This window comes from Ferdinandcohnia jepli (assembly GCF_047246645.1).
Taxonomy (GTDB): Bacteria; Bacillota; Bacilli; order Bacillales; family Bacillaceae_L; genus Ferdinandcohnia.
On sequence record NZ_JBFOKR010000001.1, the window covers coordinates 347,863 to 368,529 of the forward strand.

Annotated in this window: 16 protein-coding genes; 15 read left to right on the forward strand and 1 reads right to left on the reverse strand. The window is 37.5% G+C overall.

Features of this window, described 5'->3' with window-relative positions:
* Nucleotides 1-60: 60 nt before the first annotated feature.
* The 8 genes from AB3M96_RS01810 to pyrE are packed head-to-tail and all read left to right on the forward strand — an operon-like array spanning nucleotide 61 to nucleotide 9,568.
* Nucleotides 61-963 (forward strand): aspartate carbamoyltransferase catalytic subunit, encoded by a 903-nt coding sequence (locus AB3M96_RS01810; RefSeq protein WP_412965840.1) that lies wholly within the window; start codon nucleotides 61-63, stop codon nucleotides 961-963.
* Nucleotides 960-2,246 (forward strand): dihydroorotase, encoded by a 1,287-nt coding sequence (gene pyrC / locus AB3M96_RS01815; RefSeq protein ID WP_412965841.1) that lies wholly within the window; start codon nucleotides 960-962, stop codon nucleotides 2,244-2,246. Before AB3M96_RS01810 ends, pyrC begins: the two co-directional genes overlap by 4 nt.
* Entirely contained in the window at nucleotides 2,243-3,343 is a 1,101-nt protein-coding gene (locus tag AB3M96_RS01820) for a carbamoyl phosphate synthase small subunit (RefSeq protein ID WP_412965842.1), read from the forward strand. The genes pyrC and AB3M96_RS01820 overlap by 4 nt, the downstream gene beginning before the upstream one ends.
* Complete coding sequence (carB, locus tag AB3M96_RS01825; RefSeq protein WP_412965843.1) at nucleotides 3,328-6,540, forward strand: carbamoyl-phosphate synthase large subunit; 3,213 nt, start codon at nucleotides 3,328-3,330, stop codon at nucleotides 6,538-6,540. Before AB3M96_RS01820 ends, carB begins: the two co-directional genes overlap by 16 nt.
* The gene (locus AB3M96_RS01830; protein ID WP_412965844.1) at nucleotides 6,537-7,316 is read left to right on the forward strand and encodes a dihydroorotate dehydrogenase electron transfer subunit; all 780 of its coding nucleotides are present in this window, start codon (nucleotides 6,537-6,539) and stop codon (nucleotides 7,314-7,316) included. Before carB ends, AB3M96_RS01830 begins: the two co-directional genes overlap by 4 nt.
* Nucleotides 7,313-8,254, forward strand: a complete 942-nt coding sequence (locus tag AB3M96_RS01835; protein ID WP_412965845.1) for a dihydroorotate dehydrogenase — start codon at nucleotides 7,313-7,315, stop codon at nucleotides 8,252-8,254. The genes AB3M96_RS01830 and AB3M96_RS01835 overlap by 4 nt, the downstream gene beginning before the upstream one ends.
* The gene (gene pyrF, locus AB3M96_RS01840) at nucleotides 8,226-8,942 is read left to right on the forward strand and encodes an orotidine-5'-phosphate decarboxylase (RefSeq protein WP_412965846.1); all 717 of its coding nucleotides are present in this window, start codon (nucleotides 8,226-8,228) and stop codon (nucleotides 8,940-8,942) included. The genes AB3M96_RS01835 and pyrF overlap by 29 nt, the downstream gene beginning before the upstream one ends.
* On the forward strand, nucleotides 8,939-9,568 hold the full coding sequence (pyrE, locus tag AB3M96_RS01845) for an orotate phosphoribosyltransferase (RefSeq protein ID WP_412965847.1): 630 nt from the start codon (nucleotides 8,939-8,941) through the stop codon (nucleotides 9,566-9,568). The genes pyrF and pyrE overlap by 4 nt, the downstream gene beginning before the upstream one ends.
* 231 nt (nucleotides 9,569-9,799) lie before the next feature.
* On the opposite strand, the gene AB3M96_RS01850 is transcribed toward pyrE, so the two are convergent.
* Complete coding sequence (locus tag AB3M96_RS01850; protein ID WP_412965848.1) at nucleotides 9,800-11,506, reverse strand: Rqc2 family fibronectin-binding protein; 1,707 nt, start codon at nucleotides 11,504-11,506, stop codon at nucleotides 9,800-9,802.
* Nucleotides 11,507-11,939: 433 nt separating this feature from the next.
* Between AB3M96_RS01850 and AB3M96_RS01855 the strand changes: the two genes are divergently transcribed.
* The 7 genes from AB3M96_RS01855 (at nucleotide 11,940) to priA (ending at nucleotide 20,652) form a co-directional block, all read left to right on the forward strand.
* Nucleotides 11,940-14,630, forward strand: a complete 2,691-nt coding sequence (locus AB3M96_RS01855) for a calcium-translocating P-type ATPase, SERCA-type (protein WP_412965849.1) — start codon at nucleotides 11,940-11,942, stop codon at nucleotides 14,628-14,630.
* Nucleotides 14,631-14,846: 216 nt separating this feature from the next.
* On the forward strand, nucleotides 14,847-15,725 hold the full coding sequence (locus tag AB3M96_RS01860) for a YicC/YloC family endoribonuclease (RefSeq protein ID WP_412965850.1): 879 nt from the start codon (nucleotides 14,847-14,849) through the stop codon (nucleotides 15,723-15,725).
* A gap of 60 nt (nucleotides 15,726-15,785) precedes the next feature.
* Nucleotides 15,786-16,049 carry an extracellular matrix/biofilm regulator RemA gene (remA, locus tag AB3M96_RS01865; protein WP_412965851.1) on the forward strand — a complete coding sequence of 88 codons (264 nt, stop codon included), beginning with the start codon at nucleotides 15,786-15,788 and terminating at the stop codon, nucleotides 16,047-16,049.
* A 12-nt stretch (nucleotides 16,050-16,061) separates the two neighbouring features.
* Nucleotides 16,062-16,679 (forward strand): guanylate kinase, encoded by a 618-nt coding sequence (gene gmk, locus AB3M96_RS01870; protein WP_412965852.1) that lies wholly within the window; start codon nucleotides 16,062-16,064, stop codon nucleotides 16,677-16,679.
* Nucleotides 16,680-16,913, forward strand: a complete 234-nt coding sequence (gene rpoZ / locus AB3M96_RS01875) for a DNA-directed RNA polymerase subunit omega (RefSeq protein ID WP_412965853.1) — start codon at nucleotides 16,680-16,682, stop codon at nucleotides 16,911-16,913.
* Between the two features lie 125 nt (nucleotides 16,914-17,038).
* Nucleotides 17,039-18,241, forward strand: a complete 1,203-nt coding sequence (coaBC, locus tag AB3M96_RS01880; protein WP_412965854.1) for a bifunctional phosphopantothenoylcysteine decarboxylase/phosphopantothenate--cysteine ligase CoaBC — start codon at nucleotides 17,039-17,041, stop codon at nucleotides 18,239-18,241.
* Entirely contained in the window at nucleotides 18,238-20,652 is a 2,415-nt protein-coding gene (gene priA, locus AB3M96_RS01885; RefSeq protein WP_412965855.1) for a primosomal protein N', read from the forward strand. The genes coaBC and priA overlap by 4 nt, the downstream gene beginning before the upstream one ends.
* Nucleotides 20,653-20,667: the final 15 nt, after the last annotated feature.

The window sequence follows — 20,667 nt, forward strand, 5'->3', positions numbered from 1 at the left end:
GGGCAGACTTCCGATTAGGATGAACTGCATTTGTAAAAGTACCCTTTAGGAGGAAAAATGATGAATCATTTATTGACAATGTCAGAGTTATCAATAGAAGGGATTAACCGAATTTTATTTGATGCTAGTCTTTTTGCAGAAGGAAAGACTTGGAATGTTGATAAGCAAACGTTTGTCGCTAATTTATTTTTTGAGCCAAGTACCCGAACAAAATTCAGTTTTGAAGTAGCGGAGCGTAAATTAGGTATCGATGTTCTTCATTTGGAAGCAAGTACATCAAGTGTACAAAAAGGGGAGAGTCTATACGATACAGTAAAAACGTTGCAATCCATTGGTGCTAATGCAGTTGTAATTCGTCACCCGAAAGATGAATTTTATTCAGATCTACTTAGCAAGATTAGTATTCCAATAATTAATGCTGGTGATGGTTGTGGACATCATCCAACTCAGTCATTATTAGACCTATTAACAATCCAACAAGAGTTTGGTAGCTTTCAAGGTTTAAAGGTTTTAATAGTCGGAGATATTCGCCACAGTAGGGTTGCAAGATCAAATGCTGAAGTGTTAACAAGACTAGGTGCTAAAGTAAGCTTTTCAGCTCCGATAGAGTGGCAGGATGAATCGAATCCATATGGTGCATATATTGATTTAGACTACGGAATTGCGGAGGCAGATGTTGTCATGTTACTTCGTATACAGCATGAACGTCATGAAAAATCAATGGGGCTATCAAAGGAAGAGTATCATCAGAAATACGGCTTAACAATTAAACGTGGAAAAGGTATGAAAAAAGGAAGTATTATCATGCATCCAGCACCTATAAATCGAAATGTGGAAATAGCAAGTGAGTTGGTTGAGGCAGAACATTCAAGGGTTTTTAAGCAAATGGAGAACGGAGTATACGTACGAATGGCAGTACTCAAGAGAGTTTTACAGCATGCAGAAGGAGGAATATTGATATGAACACTGCTTTAGTAAATGGAAGAATTCTTAACAAACAAGGTGAATTTGAGACAGTTGACATAAGAATTGTAGAAGGAAAAATTAGCGAAATTGGTGTTGATATCGATACGGCTGGTTGTGAGGTACTAGATTTACAAGGGAAATTTATTTCAGCTGGTTTCGTTGATGTGCATGTTCATCTCCGTGAACCAGGAGGAGAGCATAAAGAAACAATTGAAACGGGTACGTTAGCAGCTGCAAAAGGTGGTTTTACAACAATAGCGGCAATGCCAAATACTAGACCTGTTCCAGATACAGTAGAACAAATGAATTGGCTACAAAATAGAATTAAAGAAACCGCACATGTAAATGTATTACCATATGCATCGATTACAGTTCGTGAACTAGGACAAGAAATTACTGATATGCAAGGGTTAAAGGATGCAGGTGCGTTTGCTTTTACAGATGATGGTGTAGGTGTACAGTCTGCAGGTATGATGTTAACTGCAATGAAGGAAGCTGCAAAAGTAGGAATGCCAATTGTAGCTCACTGTGAGGAAAATACGTTAATTAATAAAGGTTCTGTACATGAAGGAGAATTTTCTAAAGAAAATGGATTAAATGGAATTCCTTCAGTGTGTGAATCCGTACATATTGCAAGAGATGTTTTATTAGCAGAAGCGGCAGGTTGCCACTATCATGTTTGTCACGTAAGTACTAAGGAATCTGTAAGGGTAATACGCGACGCTAAACGTGCAGGAATTCAGGTAACAGCTGAGGTTACACCTCATCATCTTTTACTGTCTGAAGAAGATATTCCTGGATTAGATCCGAATTATAAAATGAACCCTCCTTTACGAGGAAAATCTGATAAGGAAGCACTAATTGCCGGGTTATTAGATGGTACTCTAGACATGATTGCTACAGACCACGCCCCACATACAAGTCAAGAAAAAGCAGAGGGTATGTCACTTGCACCTTTTGGGATTGTTGGTCTTGAAACAGCATTTCCACTTTTATATACAAACTTAGTACTAAATGGAGTTCTGACACTTCAAAAACTGGTTGAGTTTTTAACAGTAAAACCTGCTGAAACTTTTAATCTTAAATCGGGAGCATTAAAGATAGGTTCACAAGCTGATATAACAATAATTGACCTTGAGATGGAACATGATATAAATCCTAACGAATTTGTATCAAAAGGGAAGAATACTCCATTTACAGGTTGGAGATGTAAAGGCTGGCCAGTATTAACACTAGTAGCTGGCAACATTGTATGGCAGAAAGGAAGTGTATTAGTTTGAAGCGACAATTAATTTTAGAAGATGGAACGGTTTTTGTTGGAGAAGGATTTGGAAGTACCGTTGATACAATTGGTGAGGTCGTATTTAATACTGGTATGACTGGGTATCAAGAAATATTATCTGATCCATCTTATTGTGGTCAAATCGTTACCTTAACATATCCGATGATCGGAAATTATGGAGTAAATCGTGACGACTTTGAGTCGATTCATCCAGCTATTAGTGGATTAATTGTGAAGGAAGTGTGTGAATATCCTTCCAACTTTAGAAGTCAATACAGCCTTAATGATTATCTAAAAGCCAAGAACATTCCGGGATTATCGGGTATTGATACTAGGAAGCTTACAAGAATTATTCGCTCGTTTGGTACATTACGAGGAGCAATCTGCAGTTTAGAAGTTAATGTAGATGAAGTTGTAAATCAATTGAAAACAAATACATTACCAATAGACCAAGTTAAACAAGTGTCAACAAAAAGCTCATATCCAAGTCCAGGTAGAGGAAAGCGGGTTGTTTTAGTAGATTTTGGAATGAAACATGGTATTTTAAGAGAATTAAATAACCGTGACTGTGATGTAATTGTTGTTCCTTATAATATTACTGCAGAAGAAGTCTTACAGCTTAACCCTGATGGTGTGATGTTAAGCAATGGACCTGGAGACCCGAAAGATGTTTCAGAAGCGATTGAAATGATTAAGGAAATTCTAGGACAGGTACCGGTATTTGGGATATGTCTCGGTCACCAATTATTTGCACTTGCTTGTGGAGCTGATACAAAAAAGATGAAGTTCGGTCATCGCGGCTCCAATCATCCTGTAATGGATCTTAAAACTGGAAAAGTTGCGATAACGTCTCAAAACCACGGATACACAGTGGATGAAAACTCACTTGCTCATACTAAGCTTGATGTTACACATATTGCGTTAAATGATGGAACTGTGGAAGGATTGCGTCATCTCGAATATCCTGCATTTACAGTTCAATATCACCCAGAGGCATCACCGGGACCTGAAGATGCAAATAATCTTTTTACTAGCTTTTTACAGATGATCCAAGACTTCAAGGAGGAGGGCGAAATCGTATGCCAAAACGCGTAGATATAAACAGTATTTTAGTAATAGGGTCTGGTCCGATTGTTATCGGTCAAGCCGCTGAATTTGATTATGCAGGTACACAAGCATGTCTAGCTTTAAAAGAAGAGGGATATAAGGTTATCCTTGTAAACTCTAATCCAGCAACTATTATGACAGATGTTGAGATTGCAGATAAGGTATACATTGAACCATTAACACTTGAATTTGTTAGTAAAATTATACGTAAAGAAAGACCAGATGCAATTCTCCCTACATTAGGTGGTCAAACTGGCTTGAATTTAGCTGTTGAACTATCAAAATCAGGAGTTCTACAGGAGTGCAGTGTTGAAATCTTAGGGACGAAGTTATCTGCTATTGAGCAAGCCGAGGATCGCGACTTATTTCGTAACTTGATGAATGACTTGCAAGAGCCAGTACCAGAAAGTGAAATTATTCATACACTTGAAGAAGCATTTACTTTTGTAAATGATGTGGGTTATCCGGTAATTGTTCGTCCAGCCTATACATTAGGAGGAACAGGTGGCGGTATATGCAGTGATGAAGAAGAATTAATTGAAATCGTGACAAGTGGTTTAAAAAATAGCCCTGTAACGCAATGTTTATTAGAAAAAAGTATAGCTGGGTTTAAAGAAATTGAATATGAAGTTATGCGAGATTCAAATGATAATGCAATCGTTGTTTGTAACATGGAAAATGTTGATCCGGTAGGTATTCATACAGGTGATTCTATTGTTGTAGCCCCAAGTCAGACATTAAGTGACCGTGAATACCAACTTTTGCGTAATACATCTCTAAAAATTATTAGAGCATTGGGAATAGAAGGCGGTTGTAATGTTCAGTTAGCTTTAGACCCAGATAGCTTTCAATATTACATAATTGAAGTGAATCCTAGGGTGAGTCGTTCTTCAGCACTTGCTTCTAAGGCAACAGGTTATCCAATTGCTAAACTTGCTGCGAAAATAGCAGTAGGTTTAACGCTTGATGAGATGATTAACCCTGTAACTGGAAAGACATATGCCTGTTTTGAACCTGCATTAGACTATATTGTAGCGAAGATTCCACGCTGGCCATTTGATAAATTTGAATCGGCCAATCGGAGACTGGGTACTCAAATGAAAGCTACTGGCGAGGTTATGGCTATTGGAAGAAACTTCGAGGAATCAATCTTAAAAGCCGTACGTTCACTTGAAGCAAACGTAGTTCATCTAGACCTTCAGGAAGCTGCAGAAGCAGATATGACTACTATTGAAAAGCGAATAAAAAAAGCTGGTGACGAAAGAATCTTTTATGTAGCAGAAGCGATTAGAAGAGATATTACGATTGAAGAAATTCATGAGTGGAGTAAAATTGATTTATTTTTCTTACAGAAATTCAAAAATATTATCCTTCTTGAAAAAACACTGGCAAATAATATTGGAGACAAAGAAGTACTTAGACAAGCCAAAGAAAAAGGCTTTGCAGACACCGCGATAGCAAAACTTTGGAATCAAAGTGAAAAAGAAATCTATGAAGCTAGAAAGCTTTCAGGTATCATACCGGTCTATAAAATGGTTGATACATGTGCCGCAGAATTCGAATCGGCAACTCCATATTATTATGGAACGTACGAAGAAGAAAATGAATCTATTGTAACTGAACGAAAAAGTGTAATTGTACTTGGTTCTGGTCCAATTCGAATTGGCCAAGGAATTGAATTTGATTACGCTACTGTTCACTCTGTATGGGCAATTAAAGAGGCTGGCTATGAAGCAATTATTATTAATAATAACCCTGAAACGGTGTCAACAGATTTTAGTATCTCAGATAAGCTTTACTTTGAACCTCTAACAATTGAAGATGTGATGCATATTGTTGAGCTGGAAAAACCAGAGGGTGTGGTTGTTCAATTTGGAGGACAAACAGCAATTAATTTAGCAAGTGCCTTATCAGAGCGGGGAGTAAAAATACTAGGAACGTCATTAGAGGATTTAGATCGTGCTGAGAACAGAGATAAGTTTGAGCATACTTTGTCCTTATTAGGAGTACCGCAACCAAAAGGAAAGACTGCTACATCTGTTGAAGAAGCCATTGGTATTGCTGAAGAGATAGGTTACCCGGTTTTAGTACGTCCTTCATATGTTCTCGGTGGAAGAGCAATGCAAATCGTGTACCAGACTGACGAGCTTTTACATTATATGAAAAATGCTGTGAAAATTAATCCGCAGCATCCTGTGTTAATTGACCGCTACTTAATTGGTAAAGAAATTGAAGTAGATGCTATTTCGGATGGAACTACTGTATATATTCCAGGGATTATGGAGCATATTGAGCGCGCTGGTGTTCATTCGGGGGATTCAATAGCAGTGTATCCATCACAAAGTCTTACAACTGAAATAAAACAACAAATAATCGACCATACGATTGCGCTCGCTAAAGGCTTAAACATAGTAGGATTGTTAAATATCCAATTTGTTGTTTATAAAAATGAGGTCTATGTATTAGAAGTTAACCCACGTTCAAGTAGAACTGTTCCGTTCTTAAGTAAGATAACAGGGGTTCCGATGGCAAATCTTGCAACAAAGGTGATCTTAGGGGAATCACTTTTATCATTAGGATACTCTACTGGCTTACACCCAGAAAGTGACGGTGTGTTTGTAAAGGTACCGGTGTTCTCATTTGCTAAATTACGCAATGTTGATATCTCACTTGGTCCTGAAATGAAGTCGACCGGTGAGGTAATGGGGAAAGATGTTACTCTTGAAAAAGCTCTTTATAAAGGTTTGGTAGCTTCAGGTATTAACATACCGAATTATGGAGCAGTTTTACTAACTGTTGCTGACAAAGACAAGGAAGAAGCATTGGAAATTGCAAAGCGATTTCATGCAATTGGTTATCGTTTACTAGCAACTAGTGGGACTGCAAGCTATCTGCAACAAGCGAATATTCCAGTTACTGTTGTTAATAAAATTGGAAACGATAAACCAAATTTAATAGACACAATACGTCAAGGTAACGCTCAATTTGTAATCAATACTTTAACAAAAGGGAAGCAGCCTGCACGAGATGGATTCCGCATTAGAAGAGAAACTGTTGAAAATGGTGTTGCTTGCTTAACCTCTTTAGATACGGCAAAGGCAATTTTACGAGTTTTAGAGTCAATGACTTTTTCGAGTGATGCTATGAAACACCATACAAAGGACCGTGAGGTGGTTCTACATTGATTTTAAATGAGAAAATGGTGATTGTAGACCAGCACATTCTAGCTGACGACATTTACGAAATAACATTAAAGGGCTCTTTGGTTATGGAAATGAGAGAGCCTGGGCAATTTGTTCACCTGAAAATTACAGAAGGACCAGAAGCATTCTTACGTCGGCCGATAAGTATTTCTGCAATTGACAAAAGTAAAGAACAATTTACGATGATTTATAGAAAAGACGGGGTAGGCACACGAATTTTATCTGAAAAAACTATACATCAAACAGTTGATGTGCTAGGCCCACTCGGAAATGGATTTCCAGTTGAGCAAGTGCAAGCAGGACAAACAGCTTTACTCGTTGGTGGCGGAATTGGTGTTCCCCCACTTTATGAATTATCTAAACAGTTACACGAAAGAGGAGTACATGTCATCCATGTACTTGGCTTTCAAGCTCGTTCTGCTGTTTTTTATGAAGAGAAATTCGAAGAACTTGGCACGACTTATATTGCCACTGTTGATGGTTCATATGGAACGAAGGGCTTTGTAACAGATGTTATTGAAAAGTTTAGAATTGAATGTGATGCATTATATGCATGCGGTCCCACTCCGATGTTACGAGCGTTAGATGAAAAATACAGAGGATTCAATGCGTACCTGTCATTAGAAGAGAGAATGGGTTGTGGAGTAGGTGCATGTTTTGCATGTGTATGTCATCTTCAATCTGACCCACACGGACATAGTTATAAAAAGGTTTGCAGTGATGGCCCTGTATTCAAGGCTGGTGAGGTGGTACTATGAGTCAATTACAAGTAAATTTACCAGGTTTGTCATTGAAAAATCCAGTGATGCCAGCTTCTGGTTGCTTCGGTTTTGGTAAAGAATATGCCCAGTTTTATGATTTAAGTAAACTCGGTGCCATCATGATTAAAGCTACAACTGTTGAACCTAGATTTGGAAATCCAACTCCACGTGTAGCTGAAACCAGTTCTGGAATGTTAAATGCAATTGGCCTGCAAAATCCAGGGTTAGATAAGGTTATGTCTGAGGAACTGCCGTGGTTAGAGCAATTTGATGTACCGATTATTGCTAATGTAGCTGGATCACAAATTGAAGATTACGTTGAGGTGACAAGAGAAATATCAAAGGCGAATAATGTACATGCGATTGAACTTAATATCTCTTGTCCAAATGTAAAGACAGGAGGGATAGCTTTCGGAACAATCCCAGAAATAGCTGCAGAATTAACAAAGCAAGTAAAAAATGCTTCCAGTGTTCCTGTTTATGTCAAGCTATCACCTAATGTTTCTAACATAGTAGAAATGGCAAAGGCAATTGAAAATGCAGGTGCGGATGGACTAACAATGATTAATACACTAATTGGTATGAGAATTGACTTGAAAACAGGGAGTCCGATACTTGCAAATAAAACTGGTGGATTATCTGGGCCAGCAATTAAGCCCGTCGCTATTCGAATGATACATGAGGTAAGTCAGGCTGTCTCAATACCGATTATTGGGATGGGTGGTATCCAAAGTGCAGAAGACGTGCTTGAATATTTCTATGCAGGTGCAAGTGCGGTAGCTGTCGGTACGGCTAATTTTATTGACCCGTATGTTTGTCCAACAATCATAGGAGAACTTCCAAGTTTATTAGATAAGCATGGATTTGAGCATATTTCAGAGTGTCAAGGAAGGAGTTGGAAACGCCATGCAACGACCTATTATAGTGGCTCTTGATTTTCCGAGTCTTGCTGATACTAAGAGCTTTCTTGAGCATTTTCAAAGTGAGTCCTTATTTGTAAAGGTTGGTATGGAGCTGTTTTATCAAGAAGGACCAAACATACTTACTTATTTGAAGGAAGCGGGTCACTCCATTTTTCTGGACCTTAAGCTTCATGATATACCTAATACAGTCTATTCTAGTATGAAAAGACTGGCTAACTTGGGAGTGGACATTGTTAATGTTCATGCTGCCGGTGGCTCGAAAATGATGGAGGCAGCAATGGAAGGTCTTGAGTCTGGAACAACATCGGGCCAAAACCGCCCATTATGTATCGCCGTAACACAACTAACAAGTACTACTGAAGAAATCATGAAAAAAGAAATACTGATTGAAAAAAGTTTGTTGGAGGTAGTGACGCAATATGGGCTACTTGCTAAAAAAAGCGGGTTAGACGGTGTGGTTTGCTCGTCGCTAGAGGTACCCCATATCAGAAGTTCTGTTGGTGAGGATTTTATTACCGTTACACCAGGGATTCGACAAGCTTGTGACGACAAGGGTGATCAGGCACGGATTGTTACTCCGGAAAAAGCCCGTGAACTTGGAGCAACTGCTATCGTTGTAGGGCGCTCAATCACAAAGGCACTAAACCCATTACAGGCATATGAGCAAATAAAAGGAGCATGGGAAGGGGTAATCGTATGAAAAAAGAGATAGCAAGTAAATTACTAGATATTGAGGCAATCTTCTTGCAGCCCAATGACCCATTTACATGGTCATCGGGGATTAAATCACCAATTTATTGTGATAATCGTCTCACTCTATCTTTTCCATCAGTACGTAAAGAGATTGCTAAAGGCTTGAGAAATCTTATTGCAACTCATTACCCTGATGCTGAAGTTATAGCGGGAACGGCAACTGCTGGTATTCCTCATGCTGCTTGGGTTAGCGATCTATTAAACCTGCCAATGTGTTATGTGCGAAGTAAAGCAAAAGCACATGGTAAGGGAAATCAGATCGAAGGCAAGGTAATACCTGGTCAAAAGGTTGTAGTTGTGGAGGATTTAATTTCTACTGGTGGGAGTGCAATTACTGCAGTTGAGGCTCTTCGTGAAGCAGGTTGTGAAGTAGTAGGGATTGTCGGTATATTTTCTTACAATCTACCTGTTGCTAGTAATAGTTTAGAGAATGCTAGTGTATCTGCACATACTCTTACAGATTATTCAACATTAATAGAGGTGGCGTTAGAGAAAGGTGTTATTTCTGAACAAGATGTCTCAAAATTAGAGAGTTGGAGAGTGAACCCGTCGGAGTGGTTTGTCAGAAATTAAAAAGAGATTATAACTATACTGCTTAAAATAATGAAAAAAGTGTCCAATTTTAAAGTTGGACACTTTTTTAATTTGAAAAATACGAAAAGGTTGTTTGTAAGTGACTGCTGCGATACACGTATTTACAAATATCCCGAAAAGGTGTTTAGCAAGTGACTGATACGGTACACGTATTCTCGAAAATAGCGAAAAGATGTTTCGCAAGCGATTGATGCGGTACAAGTATTATTGTTATCTCCTTAACTTCAATATTAGATCTTCTTCAGGTGTTACGTACAAGGTTTGTTGATTGTCATAGATAACAAAACCAGGTTTGGCACCGCTAGGTTTTTTGACATGTCTTACTAATGTGTAATCAACAGGTACTGAAGAAGAATTTTTGGCTTTACTGAAATAAGCGGCTATAGTAGCTGCTTCAAGAATGGTTTTTTCCGAAGGTTGCTTACTTCTGATAATAACATGGGAACCAGGTATATCCTTAGTATGAAGCCAGATATCATCACGTGCAGCAACTTTATTCGTTAAATAATCATTCTGTTTATTGTTTTTCCCTACTAGAATTTCTATGCCTTCACTTGACTCATACTTCTCAAAAGAAGGTTTTGTCGGTTTAACCTTTTTACCTTTTTGTTGCTTGTTTTTTAAATAGCCTTCTTCCATTAACTCTTCTCTAATTTCTTGAAGGTCTTTAGGTGCTGCAGATTCGATCTGCTGAAGCAATGAATCAAAATAATTGATTTCTTCCTTCGCCTTATTTATTTCATTTTCAACGAACACAACAGAATTCTTTGCCTTTTGGTACTTTAAGAAATAACTCTGTGCATTTTCTGACGGTGTTTTTTGAGGATTTAATGGAATGGTAACTGTTTCATCCTCTGTGGAATAATAATTTTGTACAATTATTTCTTTTTCACCACGCTTAAAGGCATACATATTCGCTGTGAGCAACTCTCCGAATAGCTTATATTTCTCTGCCTTCTCGGATTCAACTAAGGTAGCTTCCAGCTTTTTAATTTTCTTAACATTCTTCGCCTTTTCGTTAGCTATAAAACGTTCGAGGTCATTTCCTTGCTGTTTTACACGGTCTCGTTCAGCTTTCCCAAAATAAAAGCGATCAAGCATTTCACTGATAGTAGGGAATTCTCTACTTACCCCACCTAGATGTGTAAGAGGAAGTATATAGAAATAATCTTTCTCATTTTTTGTGATAATCTGTGGTGAAATGCTGCCTTCTTTTATAATATCAATAAGTGAAATAAAAGAGGCAGGTAATGACCTTCTGTTTGCAAGTCCTGCTCGGAATACAGCCTCTTTAGCAAACAGAGGAGATATACCAGAAAATTTACTAACAATTTGCTGATCGAGTTTGCCAGCGTTGAAGTCTAGCTTCCTAACAAATCCTTCTTCATCCACCAATAACGGGTCTGTTTTATCTTGAACTGGTGGTGATACGTATGTATACCCAGGTAAAACTGTACGATGCCGGTTTACTGCGGGTGAAATATGTTTAATGCTATCTAAGATCATTTGTTTTTCTTTATCAACAAGAATAATGTTACTATGTCGTCCCATAATCTCTATAATAAGTTGTTTGTATGATACATCCCCAAGTTCATTTCTCCCTTTTATGTCAAAGACGATTATTCTGTCTAAGTCAACCTGGCTAATTTGTTCTATGATACTACCATCAAGGTGTTTGCGTAGAAGCATGCAAAACATTGGTGGTTCATTCGGATTATCATATGATTCATTTGTCACATGTACCCTTGAGTAACTAGGGTGTGCAGATAACAACAGTTTATAGTTCTTTCCGTTTGCACGGACCTGTAATATTAATTCGTTTTTATATGGTTGATAGATCTTTGAAATTCTACCGTTTTCAAGGGAACTTTTTAGTTCATCTACTATCGCATGCGTAAATATTCCATCAAATGTCATTTCGTGTTTTCCTCATTTCTAATTGTAACCTCAATTATTTTATGTAAAGGATATTAAAATCTTTGCTCTGGTAGTAAAAGTGAATTCTAGTGTTTCAAAAAGCCATTTCCCCTTTTTAGATACAGTTTTACTACAAATCAAACTCCTTGAATAAGTATCTTAGAAAAAGTATAGCATTTTTTGGGACGAGACTGAATAAGCTTTCATAGAGATATTCGATTTAACTTTATTCAGTAGCAATCTACCACTCTATAATGTGTCGTGAATGCATTAAGAGTATACTACTTCGCGGGGGAAAGTCTGTCTGAATAAAGTTAAAGCCTCAGGCGGATGCCTCGATTTTTTAGAGGGAGCTTTTCGAGCAAGCTCGAAAAAAAAATCGGGCGCAAATACGCCAAGGCGTATTTGAATTTAGAGGGGTGTGTAAATACGGATGAACTGGTATGAGCTTAGAACAGAAGAGGTGGAAAAGAAAGTAAATACAAGCCTTTCAGAGGGTCTTACTGACCAAGAAGTAAAACAAAGACAAAAACAGTTTGGATATAATGAATTGGAGGAGGCTGAGCGTCCATCAGCACTTTTGCTTTTTTTAGCCCAATTTAAGGATTTCATGGTAATTGTGTTACTTGCTGCAACCTTAATTTCAGGTCTATTGGGTGAATATATAGACGCTATTGCTATAATTGCGATTGTCCTAATTAATGGTTTTTTAGGGTTCTTCCAAGAAAGAAAAGCAGAAAAGTCCCTCTCGGCATTAAAGGAACTCTCTGCACCGCAGGTAAATGTTTTCCGTAATAATGAGTGGACAAGAATACCTTCACGAGACCTGGTTATTGGAGATATTATTAAATTTTCGAGCGGAGACCGAATTGGTGCCGATGTGCGGCTTATTGACGTCAAAAGCTTGGAAATTGAAGAATCTGCGTTAACAGGTGAGTCAGTTCCAGTTGCAAAACATGTAAACCCAATTACAAATGGAGAAATCTCTCTGGGCGATCAAGAGAATATGGCATTTATGGGAACGATGGTAACAAGAGGTAATGGAATTGGAGTTGTAGTCGGTACCGGAATGAACACAGCAATGGGGCAAATTGCTGAGTTACTTCAATCGGCAGAAACAATGATAACACCATTACAAAGGAGATTAGAGCAATTAGGTAAAATATTAATATCAGTTGCGCTAGTATTAACATTGTTAGTGGTTGTGGTAGGTGTTATAAATGGACACGACCTTTACAATATGTTCTTAGCTGGAGTATCGTTAGCGGTTGCCGCAATACCAGAAGGTTTACCTGCAATTGTAACAGTCGCTTTATCACTTGGTGTCCAGCGTATGATTAAGAAAAATGCAATTGTCAGACGTTTGCCTGCAGTTGAAACTCTTGGATGTGCATCTGTCATATGTTCAGACAAAACAGGGACAATGACACAAAACAAAATGACAGTTACCCATTTATGGTCAGGCGGTAAAACATGGACTGTTTCTGGAACAGGATATGACTTGAAGGGCAGCTTCTACGCAGGAGAGCGAGAAATAAAACCTACAGAAAATAAAGCACTACAGCAACTATTAACCTTTGGTGTATTGTGTAACAATGCAACTTTAAAAAGAAATGACGAAGAAATTATAGTTGATGGTGATCCGACAGAAGGTGCACTTGTGGTTGCGGGTGTAAAAGCAGGGATGTCTAAGGAATTTCTTTCAAATCAATTTGAAGTGATTGAGGAATTTCCATTTGATTCTGGAAGAAAAATGATGAGTGTTATTGTCAAGGATAAAGCTGGTAATCAATTTGTTATTACGAAAGGTGCACCAGATGTACTAATCGGTGTAAGTGAATCTATACTTTGGGATAATAGACAACAAAATCTTTCAACGGAATATGAAACTAAAATTAAAGATGCAATTGAAGGGTTAGCTTCAAATGCTTTGCGTACAATTGCTGTTGGATTTAAGCCTTTACGTCCAAACCAAAGGATAGTGAATGAGCGTGATGCTGAATCAGGCTTAACCTTTATTGGTATCCAGGGCATGATTGACCCTCCTCGACCAGAGGTAAAAGCAGCTGTTAGGGAGTGTAAAGATGCAGGTATAAAAACAATCATGATTACTGGGGATCATCTTATTACAGCGAAAGCTATTGCTACCCAACTTGGCATCTTACCAGCAGGAGGAAAAGTGTTAGATGGCAACACATTATCTAAAATGGAAGTTGAAGAATTAGAAGAGATTGTTGATGATGTTTATGTGTATGCAAGGGTTTCTCCAGAGCATAAACTTAAGATTGTTAAAGCACTCCAAAAGAAGGGTCATATAGTAGCTATGACTGGAGATGGAGTAAATGATGCACCTGCTATAAAAGCTTCAGATATCGGAATCGCGATGGGAATAACAGGAACTGATGTAGCCAAAGAGGCATCATCATTAGTTTTACTTGATGATAACTTCGCTACTATTAAAGCAGCAATTAAAGAAGGTCGTAATATCTATGAAAATATTAGAAAGTTTATTCGATATTTATTAGCTTCTAATGTTGGAGAAATACTTGTAATGTTGTTTGCAATGATTCTTAGCCTTCCACTTCCACTCGTTCCTATCCAAATTCTTTGGGTAAATTTAGTGACTGATGGATTGCCAGCTATGGCTTTAGGACTAGATCAAGCTGAAGGAAATGTTATGAAACGTGGCCCAAGAAGCCCAAAAGAAGGTGTATTTGCAAGAGGACTTGGATGGAAGATTATAAGTCGGGGATTCCTAATCGGGATCGTAACACTTGCAGCGTTTATGATTGTGTATTACAGAGATCCAAACAATCTTGGTTACGCTCAAACGATTGCATTTGCTACATTAGTTATGGCACAGTTAATCCATGTGTTTGACTGCAGAAGTGAACGTTCTGTGTTCCACAGAAATCCATTCCAAAACATGTATTTAGTATGGGCGGTAATTTCATCAATTGCATTAATGCTTGTTGTCATTTACTATCCACCTTTACAACCAATCTTCCATACGTATGCTATTGAACCTAGAGATTGGTTACTAATTCTTGGAATGTCAGCTATCCCAACATTCCTACTTGCAGGATCCTTATTAACAAGATCTCGTAACCCACAAACGGCTTAATCGTCAATTTGGAAATTGTTTATAACTTTATGTTATACTTCTAAAGGTAATGGAGTTAATACTCTATTACCTTTTTATTTTACTTAATAACAACTATTCTATTTATTAAATCAATGGTAAAATAAGTATTGCTTTTAAATTACATCATACTAATGTACATACGAAAATTCTGTTGAAAATAATTTATACCTGGAACGTTAGAATGGACGTGAAAATATGATTGTAAGTATGACAGGTTTTGGACGTGCTAAAAAAGGGATTGGAAATGTAACTGTCCAGGCAGAGCTAAAGTCAGTTAATCATCGATTTTGTGAAATCAATATAAGAATGCCTAGACAATTATTCATACTTGAGGATAAAATGAAAAAGGCAATTATGAAGCACGTGCAAAGAGGACGTGTAGAGGTTTTTATAACAATTGAGGGAGAGGGACTTGTTCAGAAGTCACTCACAATTGATTGGGCCTTATTGGACAGCTTGGTTACTTCCATGAATCAAGTAAAAGAAACATATCAACTTTCGTCTAAAGAGATAAGCCCTCATGAACTTCTTTCCTATGACCACATATTGTCGGTTGAAGAAAAGGAGATAGAAAACAAAGATCTTGAATTGTTAGTACTTGAGGTTATTCAAACTGCAGCTATAGAATTAAAGAAAATGAGAGTACGCGAAGGCGAGAAACTCTTAGAGGATATTACTAATTTCCTTAATCAGATAGAGATGAATGTACATAGTGTTATAGAATACGCACCACAGGTGACCAGCCAGTACCGTAATCGAATCCTTAAAAGGGTAAAAGAATATGTAGGAAATGAGTTTGATGATAACCGTCTCTTAACTGAAGTAGCTGTATTCGCGGAAAAAGCAGATATTAGTGAAGAACTTACACGTTTACAAAGTCACATAAGTCAATTTCGGGAAACAGTAGTGACTAGTGGGCCAGTTGGGAGAAAGTTAGATTTTATCGTCCAAGAAATGAACCGTGAAATAAATACAATCGGTTCCAAAGCAAATGATAGTATGCTCGCTAAACACGTTGTTGAAATGAAGAGCTTATTAGAAAAAATTAAGGAACAAGTACAAAACATTGAATAAACGTGATTACAAAGCAAGTATCACGGTAAAAATAAAGGAGTACATATAGGGGGAGATTGTGTGCAAATTAAGTTAATTAATATCGGTTTTGGGAATATTGTCTCAGCTAACAGAATTATTTCAATTGTTAGTCCTGAATCTGCTCCTATTAAAAGAATTGTACAAGACGCTCGTGACCGAGGAATGCTAATTGATGCTACATATGGTAGAAGGACCCGTGCAGTTATGATTATGGATAGTGACCATATTATTCTATCGGCGGTACAGCCGGAGACCGTTGCACAAAGGCTAACAAAAGAGGATGAGCTAACAGACGAAGGGTAGGTTTAAGAAGTAATGAATGAAAGAGGTTTACTAATTGTTTTATCAGGTCCTTCCGGTGTTGGAAAGGGTACAGTACGAAAAGCTATATTTTCAGAGCCTAATACACAGTTCCAATACTCAATCTCAATGACCACAAGACAGCCTCGTGAAGGCGAAGTTGATGGTGTAGACTATTTCTTTAAGTCAAGAGATGAGTTTGAGGATTTAATCAAAAACAATAAATTACTAGAATGGGCAGAATATGTTGGGAACTATTATGGTACACCAATTGATTATGTTGAATCTACACTGCAATCTGGTAAAGATGTGTTTTTAGAAATAGAAGTTCAGGGAGCACTACAAGTTCGTAAAGCTTTTCCAGAAGGTTTGTTTATCTTCTTAGCCCCACCTAGTCTTAAGGAATTGAAGAACAGAATTATTACAAGAGGTACTGAATCTGAGGAATTGATTCGTAATAGAATGAAGGTTGCTAAAGAAGAAATTGAAATGATGGATGCCTACGATTATGTAGTTGAAAATGATGAAGTGGAGCTTGCTTGCAAACGTATTAATGCGATTGTAACTGCTGAACACTGTAAACGTGAGAGAATTGCAAGACGATATAAAAAAATGTTGGAGGTCGATTTTTAAATGTTATATCCTTCTATTGATTCATTAATGAATAAGCTTGATTCTAAGTATACGCTGGTAACTGTTGCGGCTAAACGCGCAAGAAAAATGCAAGAAAATAATGATGCAAAGGTTCAAAAGCCGAAATCTTATAAATCTGTTGGTAAAGCACTAGAAGAAATTGATGCTGGATTGTTACATTACACAACTGAAACAAAACTGGAAGTGGATACAACACCAACTGTTACAGAATAATTATTATTTCTGCAGGTGGATTGATAAATTGCAATAACAACCTCTCTTGTAGGTTGTTATTTTTTTACATAGGTCTTTCAAAAATTGTATAGAATCCTTAATTTGTTTTTTAGGGGGAGACGGAAATGAACAACAAAAAAATTCTACTTTGTGTTAGTGGCGGTATTGCAGTATATAAGGCCGTTGCTTTGACTAGCAAACTAACACAGGCAGGAGCTACAGTAAAAGTGATCATGAGCGAATCTGCTATGAAATTTGTTACTCCTTTATCATTTCAAGCACTTTCCAGGAATGAAGTATATTATGATACATTTGATGAAAAGGATCCTTCTGTCATAGCACATATTGATCTTGCGGATTGGGCTGATTTGATAATTGTTGCACCGGCAACAGCAAATATCATTGGTAAACTCGCAAATGGGATTGCTGACAATATGATTACTACGACACTGCTTGCAGCTACTGTCCCTGTATGGATAGCACCTGCAATGAATGTACATATGTATGACCATCCAGCTGTAAAAAGAAATATTTATGTTCTAGCAGGAGATGGGTATAAATTTATCGAACCATCAGAAGGTTACTTGGCATGTGGTTATGTAGGAAAGGGTAGACTCGAAGAACCCGAAAAAATTGTCGAGTTAGTAGGAGCACATTTTTTCCAACAGCCCTTCTTAAAGAATAAAAAAGTCCTAATTACAGCTGGTCCAACTCGGGAAAAAGTTGACCCAGTACGCTTTTTTACTAATAGGTCTACAGGTAAGATGGGATATGCACTTGCCGAAGCAGCCAGCTTGGCTGGAGCAGATGTTACGTTAATCTCTGGACCTACTAATTTATCAAGTCCAAGAAATGTCAAGACGATACGAGTTGAATCAGCTGATGAAATGTTAAAGGAAGTACTAACTTACTATAAACAAAGTGATATTGTCATCAAATCAGCTGCTGTTGCAGATTATCGACCAAAAAATGTGTACGATGAAAAAATGAAGAAGCAATCCGGGGAAATGGTGCTCGAGCTTGAAAGAACAACTGATATTCTTAAAACACTTGGAGAACAAAAGGAAAATCAATTGTTAGTTGGTTTTGCTGCTGAAACTACTAATGTTGCCGAATATGCCAAAAGAAAACTCGAGACTAAAAACTTAGATTTAATTGTAGCAAATAATGTGACCGAAACAGGTGCAGGCTTTGGTACGGATACGAACATTGTAACCATTTACAAAAGAGATGGAAGTCATGTTGAATTGCCCTTAATGTCTAAACTGGAAGTTGCTAAAGCGATACTTCAAGAGGTAAAACTTATTTTGGATGAGGAAGGAAAATGAGAATAGCTAATATTATAGTTGATGTACCGGCAATGCAAACCGATAAGACGTACGACTATATTATCCCTGAAAGATGGCGGGATATTGTTGTGCCTGGTATGAGGGTAGTCGTGCCTTTTGGTCCCAGGAAGGTCCAGGGGTTTGTAATGAGTTTATCGGATCATGCAGAAATAGATAAGCTAAAAGAAATTCATTCACTTCTCGATTTAACTCCTGTACTAAATGAAGAGTTATTACATATTGGTGCTTGGTTAACCGAGAAGACCTTATGTTTCACAATATCAGCATTACAAGTTATGCTTCCTGCAGCAATGAGAGCTAAGTACGAAAAGGAAATACGACTTCTTGACGAATCAAAGAGAACTGATTTGGATTCAGCCGTACAGGACTTATTACGTAATAGAGATTTCATTCATTGGGATGAAGTTGAAAAAAATGACATGTTGCATGTATTTCAAAAAGACATAAAAAAAGGCTTGCTTGATGTGGTTTATAAAGTGAAAAATCGTACAAATAAAAAGACCTTAAAACAGGTACAACTTTCACAAACTGTTGAACAGACTTTAAAAGAGATTCAAGGACTGTCTACCAGCGCTTCTAAACAGAAAGAGGTTCTTAGCTACTTTATTGAAAATCCTAAACCAATTGTAGTTAGAGATTTACTTCAAAAAGTCAATACGACAGACAGCACTATTAAGACCCTTGTAAATAAGGGTCTTCTCGTAGAAAAGGTAGTTGAAGTGTATAGAGACCCCTATGCAGAAAGGGAATTCAAAAAAACTGAACCATTACCACTTACTACAGAACAACAACAAGCTATTTCTCCAGTACTCTCTTCAATAGAAAATCAGCTGCACAAGGTGTTTTTGATGTATGGTGTTACAGGTAGTGGAAAAACAGAAGTGTATATGCAATCAATTGATGCAGTTTTAAAAAAAGGAAAAGAAGCAATTGTTCTTGTTCCAGAAATTGCACTTACCCCACAAATGGTTAATCGATTTAAGGGGCGATTTGGTTCACAGGTAGCTGTACTTCATAGTGGACTAGGTGCTGGAGAAAAGTATGATGAATGGAGAAAAATACATCGTAAGGAAGTTCGAGTTGTTGTTGGGGCTCGTTCAGCAATTTTTGCTCCTTTTGAGAATTTAGGGATTATTATTATTGATGAAGAACATGAATCAAGCTATAAGCAGGAAGATAATCCACGTTATCATGCAAAAGATGTTGCTATTTTTCGAGGACAATTACATAAATGTCCGGTTGTACTTGGAAGTGCAACACCAACACTTGAATCTTTTGCACGTTCTTCCAAGAATGTGTACGAGCTGATTACCTTGAAGGAAAGAGTTAACAACAGGCCGTTGCCTACTGTTGAAATCGTGGATATGAGAGAGGAATTGAGAAGTGGCAATCGGTCTATGTTCTCTACTTCTCTATTTGATAAATTACAGTTGAGGTTAGATAGAAACGAACAATCAGTATTATTTTTAAATAGAAGGGGCCACTCTTCTTTTGTTATGTGTAGAGACTGTGGTTATGTTGCTAATTGTCCTCATTGTGATATTTCATTAACATATCATAGGACAAACCATCGATTAAAATGTCACTACTGCGGATATGAGACAAATATGCCTGTGACTTGTCAGGAGTGTGGAAGCGAACATATTCGTTTCTTTGGTACAGGTACTCAAAAAGTAGAAGAGGAATTGGCAAAAATTTTACCTGAAGCAAGAGTCATTCGAATGGACGTTGATACAACAAGCCGTAAAGGATCACATGAAAAGCTCCTAAAGGAATTTGGAGATGGTAATGCTGATATTTTGCTTGGCACTCAGATGATAGCAAAGGGCTTAGACTTTCCAAATGTTACTTTAGTAGGTGTGTTAACTGCAGATACAATGCTAAACCTTCCTGATTTTCGATCTTCAGAGAAAACTTTTCAGCTCCTTACTCAAGTAAGTGGAAGAGCAGGAAGACACGAACTACCAGGGGAAGTAGTTATTCAAAGCTATACACCCGAGCACTATAGCATTGAACTGGCAAGTAAACATGATTATGATGGCTTTTATCAAAACGAAATGCGAATTAGAAAGCAACACGCATATCCACCTTTTTATTATCTTGCATTAATAACTGTGTCACACACTGAGCTTACAAAGACAGTTGACGTGGCTGAAAAAATTTCCACCTATTTACGAAACTCCTTAACGAATAAATCTATTATACTTGGGCCGGTTACCTCACCAATTGCAAGGATTAATAATAGATATCGTTATCAATGCATGATAAAATACAAAAATGAACCAAATCTCAATCAACTTTTAAAAGGTATTGTCGACAGATATCAAAAAGAGATTGCACAAAATTCTCTTGCATTATCAATTGATTTAAACCCCTATATCATGATGTAAAACCAAGAAGAAAGT

Coding starts and splice junctions, on each gene's coding strand:
- AB3M96_RS01810 (WP_412965840.1), top strand. CDS start 61: ATGAATCATTTATTGACAATGTCAGAGTTATCAATAGAAGGGATTAAC.
- pyrC (WP_412965841.1), top strand. CDS start 960: ATGAACACTGCTTTAGTAAATGGAAGAATTCTTAACAAACAAGGTGAA.
- carB (WP_412965843.1), top strand. CDS start 3,328: ATGCCAAAACGCGTAGATATAAACAGTATTTTAGTAATAGGGTCTGGT.
- AB3M96_RS01835 (WP_412965845.1), top strand. CDS start 7,313: ATGAGTCAATTACAAGTAAATTTACCAGGTTTGTCATTGAAAAATCCA.
- pyrF (WP_412965846.1), top strand. CDS start 8,226: ATGCAACGACCTATTATAGTGGCTCTTGATTTTCCGAGTCTTGCTGAT.
- pyrE (WP_412965847.1), top strand. CDS start 8,939: ATGAAAAAAGAGATAGCAAGTAAATTACTAGATATTGAGGCAATCTTC.
- AB3M96_RS01850 (WP_412965848.1), bottom strand. CDS start 11,506: ATGACATTTGATGGAATATTTACGCATGCGATAGTAGATGAACTAAAA.
- AB3M96_RS01855 (WP_412965849.1), top strand. CDS start 11,940: ATGAACTGGTATGAGCTTAGAACAGAAGAGGTGGAAAAGAAAGTAAAT.
- AB3M96_RS01860 (WP_412965850.1), top strand. CDS start 14,847: ATGATTGTAAGTATGACAGGTTTTGGACGTGCTAAAAAAGGGATTGGA.
- gmk (WP_412965852.1), top strand. CDS start 16,062: ATGAATGAAAGAGGTTTACTAATTGTTTTATCAGGTCCTTCCGGTGTT.
- rpoZ (WP_412965853.1), top strand. CDS start 16,680: ATGTTATATCCTTCTATTGATTCATTAATGAATAAGCTTGATTCTAAG.
- coaBC (WP_412965854.1), top strand. CDS start 17,039: ATGAACAACAAAAAAATTCTACTTTGTGTTAGTGGCGGTATTGCAGTA.
- priA (WP_412965855.1), top strand. CDS start 18,238: ATGAGAATAGCTAATATTATAGTTGATGTACCGGCAATGCAAACCGAT.